8 protein-coding genes and 1 other RNA gene are annotated in these 13466 nt (G+C 27.2%); 4 read left to right on the forward strand and 5 right to left on the reverse strand.

What is annotated here, in order from left to right; genetic code table 11:
* Positions 1-16 precede the first annotated feature (16 nt).
* Complete coding sequence (locus tag ATR_RS04755) at positions 17-634, forward strand: hypothetical protein (RefSeq protein WP_115428335.1); 618 nt, start codon at positions 17-19, stop codon at positions 632-634.
* Between the two features lie 31 nt (positions 635-665).
* Here the strand turns inward: ATR_RS04755 and ATR_RS04760 are convergent, their stop codons facing one another.
* Both ATR_RS04760 and secA read right to left on the reverse strand, forming a co-directional pair.
* The gene (locus ATR_RS04760) at positions 666-1871 is read right to left on the reverse strand and encodes an ABC transporter permease (protein WP_115428336.1); all 1206 of its coding nucleotides are present in this window, start codon (positions 1869-1871) and stop codon (positions 666-668) included.
* A 1-nt stretch (position 1872) separates the two neighbouring features.
* The gene (secA, locus tag ATR_RS04765; RefSeq protein WP_115428337.1) at positions 1873-4491 is read right to left on the reverse strand and encodes a preprotein translocase subunit SecA; all 2619 of its coding nucleotides are present in this window, start codon (positions 4489-4491) and stop codon (positions 1873-1875) included.
* A 59-nt stretch (positions 4492-4550) separates the two neighbouring features.
* On the opposite strand from secA, the gene lolA reads away from it, so the two are divergent.
* Both lolA and rnpB read left to right on the forward strand, forming a co-directional pair.
* On the forward strand, positions 4551-5078 hold the full coding sequence (gene lolA / locus ATR_RS04770) for a LolA-like outer membrane lipoprotein chaperone (RefSeq protein WP_115428338.1): 528 nt from the start codon (positions 4551-4553) through the stop codon (positions 5076-5078).
* A 14-nt stretch (positions 5079-5092) separates the two neighbouring features.
* An RNA gene (gene rnpB, locus ATR_RS04775) (RNase P RNA component class A) lies at positions 5093-5414 on the forward strand.
* A gap of 2 nt (positions 5415-5416) precedes the next feature.
* Here rnpB and ATR_RS04780 read toward each other — a convergent pair.
* The 3 genes from ATR_RS04780 to ATR_RS04790 form a co-directional block, all read right to left on the reverse strand.
* Entirely contained in the window at positions 5417-6703 is a 1287-nt protein-coding gene (locus ATR_RS04780; RefSeq protein ID WP_115428339.1) for a M20/M25/M40 family metallo-hydrolase, read from the reverse strand.
* 107 nt (positions 6704-6810) lie between these two features.
* Complete coding sequence (ccsA, locus tag ATR_RS04785; protein ID WP_115428340.1) at positions 6811-9564, reverse strand: cytochrome c biogenesis protein CcsA; 2754 nt, start codon at positions 9562-9564, stop codon at positions 6811-6813.
* A 146-nt stretch (positions 9565-9710) separates the two neighbouring features.
* Positions 9711-11069 carry an IS4 family transposase gene (locus tag ATR_RS04790; RefSeq protein ID WP_115427525.1) on the reverse strand — a complete coding sequence of 453 codons (1359 nt, stop codon included), beginning with the start codon at positions 11067-11069 and terminating at the stop codon, positions 9711-9713.
* Between the two features lie 795 nt (positions 11070-11864).
* Here ATR_RS04790 and ATR_RS04795 point away from each other — a divergent pair.
* A complete protein-coding gene (locus ATR_RS04795) occupies positions 11865-13445 on the forward strand; it encodes a GGDEF domain-containing protein (RefSeq protein WP_170126880.1) in 1581 nt (526 codons plus the stop codon).
* The last annotated feature ends 21 nt before the right edge of the window (positions 13446-13466 follow it).

Here is a 13466-nt window from a genome sequence, read left to right on the forward strand (position 1 = left end):
AAGGAGGATAATATTTATGAATATAGAAAAGCTAAAAGAGTGTGAATATAGATTTTATGATTACTATAAAGATGGTTTTAATGATGAAAAACTAGTAAAAACTGTAAAACTTTTTAATACTATAAAGTTTAATGAAATGGCAAAAAAAAGCTTTGCTATAGAAAACTTTTCAAATATTGAAATAGTCACAGAAGGTTTTTTTGCTATTTTGCTGAAATCTCCATTAGTCTCTTTTTATGAAGGAGATACTTTAAGAAAGGCTTTAAAATCTTTTACAAATTTCGAAAAAGAGATGCTAAGTATCTATTTACAAGATATTTTATATGGAAATCTTAAAAATAGTTTTGATGATTTTATAGAGCTAATGGCAACAAAGAATTTAGCAAAATGGCATATAATTACTCTTATTCCATACTATTTTTTGCCAAATGAAAACTACTTTTTAAAACCAACAACTACAAAAAATATAATAAAATACTTTGAATTAGAAAACTTAAAGTATAGTTCTAAACCTACTATTAAATTTTATAAAGAGTATACAAAGATGCTTGAAAAGATGAAAAAAGTTGTAAAAAAAGAGCTAGCAGATGATAATGCAAAGTTTACAGGATTTTTAAGAATGACTATGGAGTAGTTTGTAAATTTTAAGAAGTGGTAAAAGTTTTTTACTCATTTCTTAAAACATCTATTACATCTATCTTTGTAGCACGACTTGCTGGATAGTAAGATGAAAATAGAACTATAATAATAGAACCAATAATAATAGATATGAAATCACTAATCGCTAAATCTAAAGGTAGTTTTGCACTTCCATAAACATCTGCTGGAAGAGTTACAATATCAAAAGTATCAAGTAGAAAATAACCAATAAATCCAAGCATTATTCCTAAAATAATTCCACCAAAGCCAATAGCCATACCAACTCTTAAAAATATAGATTTTATCTCTTTACTACTAGCTCCCATTGATAAAAGTAGGGCAATTTCCTTTCTTCTACTCATAACAGTCATAAGAAGTGAAGAGATTATATTTAATGAAGCTACTAAAATTATAAGCATTAAAACTATAAAAAGAGCTGTTTTTTCCATCTTCATAGCAGCAAAAAAGTTTCCATTTTGTTGCCACCAGCCAACAACTCCAACTCTTTTATCTTCTAAAAAAGTTCTTAATTTCTCAATATCAACAAATGCATCATCAGAATGAACATGAATTCCATCATAAACACCAACATCTTTTTGAAGTAGAGTTTGTAACGCTTCTATTGTTGTATACATATAGGCTTTATCATATGCACTCAATCCTGAACTAAAAGAAGATAGATAGTCAAATCTTTTCATTTTAGGCATTAGTGAAAATCCAGCTGGATTTAACTCTGTAAAGTATAAAGTTAGTTTACTATCTTTTGTAAGAAGTAATTTATCACTTATTCCAATACCTGTAATAATATCAAATTTATTAAATTCAAAATCACTATAAGCCTCTTTAAAAATAGGGTTTATTTGAGCTTCTTTTTCAGGAACTACCCCAAAAATCATACCACCACTCATGTTGTTTGCATTTTGAACTATTGCTTGAGTTGATATAAATGGTGAAAATTTAAGATCTTTAAAATTTGATTCCAACTCTAAAAGTAAATCTTCAGTTACACTATTTGTACTTTTTGAGTAGATAGTTAATGGATAGTTCATTGTAAAAAGTTTTTTTTCAAACTCTTTTGCAGTTCCATTCATAATAGCCATTGACAATATAAGAACCATAACGCCAATTGCAACCCCAATAAATGCTAAAATAGCACTAATTGAGATAAATGGGTTCTTTTTGTCAAACTTTAGATATTTTTTTACTATAAAGTTTATTAAATTTTTATTCAAATTAATTTCCTGCTACTAAGCCTCTTTTTGGTCCACTTTTCCCACAACAGTTTTTATATTTTAGACCACTTCCACAAGGACAAGTCTCATTTCTAGCTATCTTCTTATCACTGTTCCTTACACTTTCTTGAGCTAGATTTGTAGTTGTATGCTCATTTGCTTTTTCCATAGAAGCTATCATTCTATCAAGTGCCTCTTGCTCTTTTTGTCTATCTTCTTTGCTTTGTAGTTGAATTGTAAATAAAATTTTAATAATCTCTAGCTTTATATTAGAAACTAACTCAATAAACATATTATAAGACTCTTTTTTATACTCAACTAGTGGATCTTTTTGGTTATATCCTCTAAGCCCAATTCCAGTTTTTAAAGTATCCATAGAATATAGATGTTCTCTATAGGCATTGTCAAGGATTTGAAGATATAAAACTCTCTCTATCTCGCTTTTTTGTTTCTCATCTACAGAACTCATTTTTTGAAGATAAACATCTTTTAAGATAGTTGTTAATCTATTTTCTAAAGCTTCATAATCTTCACTTTTTATATCTTCAACTTTTACAATAAAATGTAAATCCTCTTTTAATTTTGCAATTAGTGATTCATAGTCGAACTCATCTTCACTCATAGTTTGGAAAATATTTACTTCAGCTAAAAGGTTTTGTACATAATCAATTCTATTCTCATCTATCTTAGAAGATATATCATAATCTTCTTTTAATAGATCATTTCTAAAAGCATAGATTACCTTTCTTTGCTCATTTGCAACATCATCATACTCTAAAAGATGTTTTCTGCTTTCAAAGTGCATTGCTTCAACTTTTTTTTGAGAGTTTTCAACGGCTCTTGTTACCATTTTTGACTCAATATACTCTCCTTCTTTAATACCTAGTCGCTCCATAATAGATTTTATTTTATCACTTCCAAATATTCTTAAAAGATTATCTTCTAAACTTAGGTAAAATTGAGACTCCCCAACATCACCTTGTCTTCCACTTCTTCCTCGAAGCTGGTTATCTATTCTTCTACTTTCGTGTCTCTCCGTTCCAATTATTGCTAATCCTCCAAGAGATAATATTTCAGGTGTAAGTTTAATATCAACTCCCCGTCCAGCCATATTTGTAGCAATTGTCACAGCACCTTTTTGTCCAGCATCTGCAATAATTTTTCCCTCTTTCTCATGTTGTTTTGCATTCAAAACTGTGTGTGGAATTTTCTTTTCACTTAATGTTTTATGTAAAAGTTCACTTTTTTCAATACTTGCTGTTCCTACAAGTACAGGTTGTCCTTTTTCATGATAATATTTGATTTTTTCACAAACTGCATTAAATTTTTCTCTTTCACTTTTGTAGATTAAATCACTTTTATCTACTCTTTTTATAGGGATATTTGTTGGTATTGATACAACATCAAGATTATAAATTTGTGCAAACTCTGTTGCTTCTGTTTGTGCTGTTCCTGTCATTCCAGAAAGTTTTTCATACATTCTAAAGTAGTTTTGATAAGTTGTATCTGCTAAAGTCTGGCTCTCATCTTGAATTGCAACTTTCTCTTTTGCTTCAAGAGCTTGGTGAAGTCCTTCACTAAACCTTCTTCCTTCACTTAATCTTCCTGTAAACTCATCTACAATTATAATCTGATCATCTTTTACAACATAATCAACATCTTTTTGGAAAATATAGTTTGCTTTTAAAGCCTGATCTAAAGAGTGAGAAAGCATTGCATTTTCAATAGAATAAAGATTATCTACTTCAAAAAGTTTCTCAGCTTTTATATGTCCATCCTCTGTTAAAGTTACAGATCTATTTTTCTCATCAACTATAAAATCTCCAGTTGTTGTTGGTTTTTCAGCTGGATTTTTTGGCTCAATTAGCTCTCCTCTTTCAAGCTTTAGAGCAATCTCATTTGCTTTTACATAGTTTGAGTTTTTATGGTTTGTTGGACCACTAATAATTAGAGGAGTTCTAGCTTCATCTATTAAAATTGAGTCCACTTCATCTACAATTACAAAGTGATGACCTCTTTGAACTTTATCTTTTAAGTCATAAACCATATTATCTCTTAAAAAATCAAATCCATAAGAGCTATTTGTTCCATAAGTAATATCGCAACTATATTGAATTCTTCTATATTCATCCTCTTTTATAGCATCGCTTAAAGCTCCAACACTAAATCCTAAAAATTCATATAGAGGTTTTAGTTCATTTGCATCTCTTGATGCTAGATAATCATTTACAGTTACAACATGAACCCCTTTCCCACTAAGTGCATTTAGACAAACAGCAATTGCACCAACAAGAGTTTTTCCTTCTCCTGTTTTCATCTCTGCAATATCACCTTTATGTAAAACCATAGCACCAACTAGTTGTACATCATAAGGTCTTAATCCCAAACTTCTAATACTAGCCTCTCTTGTTATTGCAAAGCTATCTTTTAAAACACTATCTAATGATTTTTCACTGTTTTGTACTGCTTTTTTTAGCTCATCAAATTTGGCTTTAAGTTCGTCATCACTTAATTTTGAATATATCTCTTCCAAATTTGTTATTTCGTTTGCTACTGCTTTATATTTTTTTACAACTCTATCATTTTTTGTACCAAAAACTTTTGAAAAAACATTTAACATAAAATTAGTTCCTTTTCGTTATAATGAAGCTACGATTATATACAAAAAAAGGTTAAAAAATGTTTTATAAGCTTATATTTACTCCTCTTCTTTTTTTAAATTTTAGTTTTGCTTCAAGTGATATTAAAAATCTAAAAACTTTTCAGTCAAAATTTACTCAAACTATAACTTCGGACTCAAACAATAAAATTAATTATATAGGTGAGGTTTTTATTAAAAATAGTGGAAAAATCTTATGGAAATACCAAACTCCAGTTGTAAAAAATGTATATATTGATAATAATGTGGCGATAGTAGATGAACCAGAATTAGAACAAGCAATTTTTACAAAGCTTGAAAATGAGATAAATATTTTAAAACTTTTAAAAGAGGCAAAAAAGCTTGATAGTGAAAACTATCTCTCAATAATTGATGGAATAAAATATCAGATATCTACAAAAGAGAGTAAAATCAAAAAAATATCTTATAAAGACTCTCTTGATAATAGTGTTGAAATAATTTTCTCAAATTCTGTTCAAGATGAGCCAATTGATGATAATATTTTTCTATTTGTAGCTCCTAATAATTACGATTTAATAAAAAAATAGATACAATTCCCGCCAAAGGTAGATAGATAATAGCTTGATTTTCAAGAGGAAAGTCCGTGCTGCAGTGAAGCAAGGTTCCATCTAACGGATGGCTAGAGTAATCTAAGGGATAGTGCAACAGAAAGTAAACAGCCAATTTTTTGGTGATGGTGAAACGGTAGAGTAAGAGCCTACCAGTGTTTTGAGTAATCTTAACAGCTTTGTAAACCCAACTTGCAGTAAGAAGATATGGTATTTAGCTTCACATTTCTCATCTTCGCAAGAGCTTTAAAGTGATTTAAAGCCTAGATAAATTATTGTCAAATACAGAACACGGCTTATAATCTACCTTTTTTAAATTATATACTATTTGCAATATTTTTAACTACTTCAAAAACATTTTCAATAGATTTCTTATATACAAACTCATTTTTAGAGTGAGGATATTTGATTGTTGGTCCAATTGAAGCAATTTTTAAATCTGGAAACTTATCTTTAAAAATTGCACACTCTAAACCAGCATGGATAGCTTTTAGTTTTGCATTTTTATTATAGTTTTTATAAATCTCTAAAACTTTATTTGTAAAACTATTTATATCTACACTCCAAGCAGGATATTTACCATAAGTTTCAACTTTACAAGAGATATTTTCTAGCTCTTTTTTTGTCTTCTCTTTTAGCTCTTTTAAATCTTTATTATCCATTGCTCTTGCACTAAACTCAATAGAAATATCATCTATGCTTGTTTTTATTAAAGCCAAATTTATAGAGCTTTGAACTACTTCTATCTCTTTATTTATCTCTCTTACTCCATTCTCGAAAGAGTATAAAAAGTCTCTTAATTTATTGTTGTAAACAACAAAATGGTCACTTTTTGTATTGATTTTCTCAATTTTCATATTTTCATTTGATTTTTTGGGTTCTTTATTTGAAGCAATTATTGCCTTTGCATTTGCAGGAATTGAGTTTATTCTCTCTCCACCATTGATATCAAGAATTTTCCCATCACACTCTTTTATAGATTTTATTAAAAGTTTAATAGCATTTGGAATATCTTTATCAATATCAACTCCACTGTGACCACCAGCTAAATTTTCTATAGATATTTCATATAAATCTAAGTTATCTCTATTTTCCACTATTTTTTTATCATTAAATAAGGCTTTTATATCGACTCCACCAGCACAACCAATACATATCTCTGCCTCTTCTTCACTGTCAAGATTTAGCATATATTTTGATTCTATAGAAAGAGTTAAACTATTTGCACCAATAAGTCCTATCTCTTCATCACTTGTAAACAAAAACTCTCCATCAAAATTTTGATACATCAAAGCTATCATATATGAACAACCAATTCCATTATCAGCACCCAAAGTTGAGTTTAAAGCTTTTAATGTTTCATCATCCTCAATAATTTGTGGAATACAATTTTCATTTAAACAAACAATGTCATAGTGAGATTGGAAAACTATTTTTGCTTTGCCATTTTCTTTTTTGCATAAAATATTATTTGCACTATCAATTAAACAGATATATCCTAGGTTTTTTGATAAATCTTGCATATATTTTATAAACTCATTATGATTTCCAGAGCATCTTTGAAGTTTTGTTATCTCTTTAAAGATATCTATAATTGTTGACATTTCTTTTCCTTTTGAGGTTTTAGTTTTACTGTTTAAAATTTACTTTATTAGAGATATTTTTTATTAACTTTTACCACTCTTTATAAAAAAAGGGCTTTCGCCCTTTTTTACTCTATATTTTTTAAATCTCTATTTTTATAAGCTAAGAAAATAGCTATAAATGCAGTTGCAACTGTCAAATAAGCCCAAGTTGGAATAGGTACAGGATCACCTGTAGCGTATGAGTGCATTCCAGACAGATAGAAGTTTACTCCTAAATAAGTCATCATAATCGAACTAAAGGCAAGAAGAGAAGCAGTCGCTAAAACATAAGGAGTATTTAGAACTTTTACAAATCTTAAATGTACAACAATTGCATAAACAACTATTGAAACATAAGCCCAAGTCTCTTTTGGATCCCATCCCCAATATCTTCCCCAAGACTCATTTGCCCAAACACCACCTAAAAAATTTCCAATTGTAATGAATGCTAGACCAATAATTAAAGATATTTCATTTATAGCACTAATTTGTTTAATAATATCATCTAAATGGTCTCTATTTTTTCTAAAAATAAACATAATAAGAGTTAAAAATCCTAATATTGCACTAAGCCCAAAGAATCCATAAGATGCTGTAAGAATAGATACATGGATAGTTAGCCAGTACGATTTTAGAACAGGAACTAAATTTGTAATTTGTGGATCAACATCTGTTAAGTGAGCTGTAAACATAAAAATTCCAGCAATAATAGTAGCAGCTCCTAAAGCTAAAAGAGAGTTTCTAAAGAAAACAACTCCTGCAAAAACTGCTGACCATGAGATATAAATCAAAGTTTCATAAATATCACTCCATGGGGCATGACCTGAAAGATACCATCTATAACCCATACCAAAAGTTTGTGTAGCAAATAAAATAGCTAAAATAGTAAAAATTATTTTTGTAGTTTTTTCAGGTTTAAAAGTGGGTTTAAATATAATAATAAAGGCTAAAACAACCATAACAAAACCTAAAAGAACATAAGCTAGTGTAAGATTAAAGAAAATATCCAGTTTATTAAATAGAATTTCAGCACTAATTTTTGAATTTGTTGGTTTTATATCGCTTCCTACTTTTTCTTGATATAAAGCTATCATATCAAGATAGTTGTTTGCACTATCCCAATCATTTTCTATAATTGAGTTAAAAAATCCTCTTACAACAGAGTTAATTGCAGCTTGATTTTGTCCTGTAAACTCTTGCATAGCTTCAAGAGGAGAGTACCATTTTTGGTTATCATTTATACTATTTTCATCATAAACTCTTGGAAAAATATTAAGTAAAGCACCATTAAATACACTATATATAATATTTAGTTTTTCATCAACTTTTATAATGTCTTTTTCATAAGTTCCTCTTTCAATAGGCTTTGTAAGAAGAGCTTTTTCAGACTCTTTTGTGAGTAAGTAATCATTTTTTTCACCAAATGCTTCTGAAAAAGATATATATTTTTCATTCTCAGGTACTCCTAAAAATTTCTTTAATTTTGGAGTATTTATTTTGATTATTTTTACATCTTTCCAAATATCAGGTCTTGTAACCATCCCTAAAACAATTTGGTCTGCATCCATACCTAAGAATGTAGCTCTTCCGCTTAATTTTTGAACTATTTCTCTATTTAAAGTTGCAAGTGGTTTCATTCTTCCACCATTTCCTTGTACACTTAAATGTCCAAATTTATCAGCAGTTAATTTTGATTCATCTTTTAATTTGTTTAAATAATCAACTCTACTATTAATATCATCAACTACTTGTATTTCCGTATTGTTATTTTCATTTGCATTTAAATTTGATGTAGAAATAAGAGTTAAAGCTAGAATAAACATAGCTAAATTTTTATTTGCAACATATTTTGTAAGTTTTCTAAATCTTGATTTTTTATCAAAGAAGTTTAAAAATAGTCCAAGAGTTAATAAAAAATATCCTAAATATGTTGGCCATTTACCAGGGTCATTGTTTACAGATAATACAGTTCCTGTCTCATCTGGGAAATATGAGCTTTGAAAGAATAGAAAGTTACCTTCATTTAAAGTTCTGTTCATAAAAATCCTATAGTCATAAGTTTTGTTATCTTTTATAACTGTAACTTCACTAGCATACGATGATGGTGCCATGCTTCCAGGGTATCTTTCTAGTTGAAACTCATTTAATCTAATTGCAAAAGGAAGATTTATAAATTTTGACCCATACTCTAAAACAACAACATATTTATCAAATTGAATCTCTCTTGGAACTCCTATTTGACCGCTTAGACCAGGTAATCTTAGAGTCTCTTTTTTACCATTTAAAGTTACATCAATAGTAAGGAGTCCCATTTTTGCTTGTTCTTTTTTTTCAAATTGAAATCTTTTATAATCTATAGTTAAATTATTGTTGTCAAAATCAACTTTATATGAAAAATTATTTAACTCAGGAAGTAAAGAGGTGAACTCTTTTTGCCACTCTTTATGGACAATTATATTTTCACCATCTTTAACTGTAACTTGTAAGTATGGTTCTAATGAAATCATCTCATTTGTTGTTGTTCCTTGTGGTATTTGCATAATACCTTCATAGCCAACATATCTAGTAATTATAGCTCCTAAAAGTATAACAACAAAAGAGAAGTGAAATAAAAACCTAGGAAGATTTTTCCACATCTTAAACTTATAGATTATACCTATTAAATTTATTGTAGTTAAGACTAAAGCTACTTCATACCAAATGTTGTTATAAACTAAAACTCTGGCACTTGAAGTTCCAAAATCATTTTCAATAAAAGTAGCAACTCCAGCACCAATAGCTAAAACTGCCAATAACAGCAGTGTTGCTTTAAAAGAGAATAGAAAGTTAAAAAGCTTCAAAAATATCCTTTTTTGTATTCATTTTTGCAAAATTCTATTATTATGAAATTAACCTTTAGTTAATGAATATAGTCAAGGTTATATATTTGAAAGTACTTATGAGCTTATAATTGTAAAATAAATTTTTTTATATAGTTTTAAGTAACTCAACTTTCGCACATAAAACCTAACTGTTTTTTAGTGTAAACTCTGAGTACATGAATGATTTGCTCTAAATCTTTATTTCTCTTGACTATTTGTGCAGATTGTATCAATTGTTCTAGGATTTTTACAAATAATTCCATAGATATTGCTAGAGTTTCAAGCTGGCATTCTAAATCTCTAAAAAGATTACCTAAGGTTTGTGGTTCATTTTGAACTCTATTAATATAGCTTGTAAGATTATAAGCTAAAAATGAAAGTGTAATACGAGCTATTAAAGCTTCAAAGATACGATTTTCTTCTTTACCAAATTGAAAGTATTCTCTTAAATCTTTATATCCTTGTTCAATATTCCATCGTTTTTTATATGTATTGATTATTTCAATATCAGATAAATTTGTATTTGTTGATATTATTGGAATTAGATTATCTTTGGTTTTAATAAATACAATTTTTAATCTACCAAGTGTTTTATGTGTAGTTGTAGTTGAAACATAATTGTATTTTATAGAGTTATAGTTTCCAAGTCTTGAAGCTTTATTTTGTTTTGCATAATTGTAAAGTGTTTCAAGTGTTTTAAATTTACCTGTAAATTGCCAGATTTTAGGATTGTTTGCAATTCTTGTAATTACATCAAGACCATTTTCTTTTACTTCATTTATAAAATTTGGTTTAGCATACCAGCTATCAACAAGAAGATAATCTGAATATATTCCAGATTTTAAAACACGTTTCAACATATCAAGAGCTAAAATATTTTTACCATCATTACCTTCAACTCTTCTTTTATAAGCATTGCTTTTATGATGAAAACTATTTTCATCAACATTTACAATTTGATTTTTATTATAATTTATAGAAAAATCCAACATCATATCCGTATAACAATCGCTATAATTAAGTGATACAATATTCAAACCTTTTACAGTTCTATGTTCTTTATTGCTCCAAAGATTTTTACAACTACCTTCTATAAATTTACCTCTTTTAATTTCAACAGTATCATCTATAATCAATACTTTTGTATCAGTAGTTTTTTGAAGTTTATGCAATTTGCTAATAAGTTTTATAGATGTCAGTAATAGTAATTTTCTCCAATTGTACTTACTACTTTTTAGTAATCTGTAGTAAACATCTTTTTTATAACTATCATTGCTATATTTCATAAATGTAGATATTTTTTTATTGATAATAAACATATATAAAAAATGTAAAATTATCATATATGGAGATTTGCCAATATCTTTTTTTATGAAATTGCTTTGTTTTAGAATAGAACTAAAATTTATATCTCTTAAAATAGAAAGAATAGGATTTTTTAATACATTGTTCATAGCAGTTTGGATAAAATTGTCAATACCCATAAAAATACCTTTTATAATTGATTTGTGGTGATGAAATTATATCAAAAAGTGTCTATTTATGGGCTTTTAAAAGCTTTTACATATAAGAAATTAATGATTTTTTATGTGCGAAAGTTGAGTTAAGTAAATATAACTTTACCTTTATAAAAGTTCTATTTTGATACTATTAATTTCTATAAAAATTGCTAATAAAAAGATTTTCTTGAAAAACTTTAAGAGAATTAAAATTTAAACAAGGCAAAATTATGGTTAAGTGAAAATATAAGTGGATATCGAAATACCTATATAAAAGAGGTATTTTTAATTAAGTTATTGAAACTATTATCTTTAGTTATTATTGTTAGCACAATAATAGCTAATAAGTTTTTTCTTAATCTATCAAATAATATAGAAGAATCTAAAAAAAAGATAATATTTTTTAACTCTTACTTCTGGCAAAATTGCTAATGTAAATTATTCGAAAATGGGTATAAAAATATTGATATAACCTAATAGCTAAGATATCTTAATAAATATAGTAAAAAATATATGTAAAATTAAAGCTAAGTAATAAAGTCTATTTCACTAAGATATTATTATAGACTAAATTTAAAAATGTGGAGGTAATTATGAAAAAAAAATAATTTTATTTTAAAAATTTTAAGTAGAGAAAAATCACTTAAAACAACTGTATTATCTCTTTTTATATCTATTATGCTTCTACTTTTGGTTGTTTTTTGTGCCCAACTTTTATACACTGATCATAATCAATCAAAAAAAGATATAAATGAAAAATTAAAAAATCTATCGAACAGAATGGATGAGTTAGTTAGAAATAGTGATAATTTAAACTATAGTACTATTGAAATATTAAGTATTATAAACCAAAAAGATAAAGCAGACCAAGATAAGAATTTTGAAATATATACACAAATATTAAGTAGGCAAAAAAATTTTTCTGCTATACATACAGGCTATGAAGATGGGAGTTTTTATGAAGTTATTAATCTAGATATCGATGAAAAATTAAAAGAAGACTATAATGCAAGTGAGCTTGATAAATGGCTTTTGATAAAAATAGATGGACAAAATATAGATAAAAAAGAGGTAATACTATATGATGAAAATTTAAATGAAACTTCAAAAATAGTCGAAGAGAATAGTTATGATCCAACAAAAAGACCATGGTATGAAATGGCAATATCTAGTGAAAATAAATCTATAAAAACACCACCTTATAAATTTTCACACATTAATTCATATGGACTTACATTTTCAAAAGAGTTAAATGGTAGTAAAAATGTTGTGTCTGTGGATTTTTTGATTGAAGATTTTAAAAATATATTTAAGAATAATCTAAATCAAGAAAATATTGATATGTTTTTATTTAAAGAAGATAGAAGTACAATATTTGCTATCACAAAAGATAATAATTTGCTCTTGGATTTTTTTGAAGAAAATAAGGAGTTAAAAGAGTTTGAGAATGCAAATGTTATAGATATAAAAGGCAAAAAATATATTGTACAAATTGCTAAACTCCATAATCCAAATATAGATGAGTATATTATATTTTTTGCAGACTATAAGAAGATAATTGCCCCATATTTTTCTCAAACTTTTCAGATAATATTGAGTTTAGTGATTATTTGTCTTATTATGATACTTTTAATAGTATATTTTTCAAAAATTATTGTAGCTCCTATTTTTAAACTGGTTCAAGAAAGTAAAAAGATAAAAGATAGAAAATATGGAAATATTTTAAAAGTTGATAGCTCTATTTTAGAAGTCTCAATTTTATCAAACTCGTTTTTAGATATGTCAAAATCTATTTATGAGTATCAGCAATCTCTAGAAGAAAAGGTTGAGCAAAGAACAAAAGAGTTAAATTTAAAAAATGAAGAACTTTTTAAAATATCAATAACAGATAAATTAACAGGACTTTATAATAGAGTAAAACTAGATAAGGTTTTGCAAGAGAATATGAGTCTATCTTTAAGATATGAGAATATTTTTTCTGTAATTATTATAGATATAGACTTTTTTAAAAAGATAAATGATAATTTTGGTCATCAAGTAGGAGATGATGTTTTAAAAGAAGTTGCAACTATCTTAAACAAAAATATAAGAGATGTGGATACATTAGGAAGATGGGGTGGTGAGGAGTTTTTAGTAGTTTGCCCAGAAACTTTAAAAGAGAGTGCAAAAGAGTTGGCATTAAAACTAAATAGAGTTATTAAATTTCATAAATTTAGTACTTACACAAATAATGTAACTATTAGTGTTGGTGTTGCTTCATGTGGTTTAAAGGATTCAAGCTATGATGATATAATCTCAAATGCAGATACAGCACTATATAGAGCTAAAAAGGAAGGAAGAGATAGAGTTGAAGTTTTTTGATTATTGTTTAAATTTTAAGTT

Origin of the sequence: Aliarcobacter trophiarum LMG 25534 (genome assembly GCF_003355515.1) — a bacterium.
Classification (GTDB): Bacteria; Campylobacterota; Campylobacteria; order Campylobacterales; family Arcobacteraceae; genus Aliarcobacter; species Aliarcobacter trophiarum.

Excerpts from the sequence above, each read along its gene's own strand:
- ATR_RS04755 (WP_115428335.1), top strand. The coding sequence starts at position 17 with ATGAATATAGAAAAGCTAAAAGAGTGTGAATATAGATTTTATGATTAC.
- ATR_RS04780 (WP_115428339.1), bottom strand. The coding sequence starts at position 6,703 with ATGTCAACAATTATAGATATCTTTAAAGAGATAACAAAACTTCAAAGA.
- lolA (WP_115428338.1), top strand. The coding sequence starts at position 4,551 with ATGTTTTATAAGCTTATATTTACTCCTCTTCTTTTTTTAAATTTTAGT.
- ATR_RS04790 (WP_115427525.1), bottom strand. The coding sequence starts at position 11,069 with ATGGGTATTGACAATTTTATCCAAACTGCTATGAACAATGTATTAAAA.
- secA (WP_115428337.1), bottom strand. The coding sequence starts at position 4,491 with ATGTTAAATGTTTTTTCAAAAGTTTTTGGTACAAAAAATGATAGAGTT.
- ATR_RS04795 (WP_170126880.1), top strand. The coding sequence starts at position 11,865 with ATGGATGAGTTAGTTAGAAATAGTGATAATTTAAACTATAGTACTATT.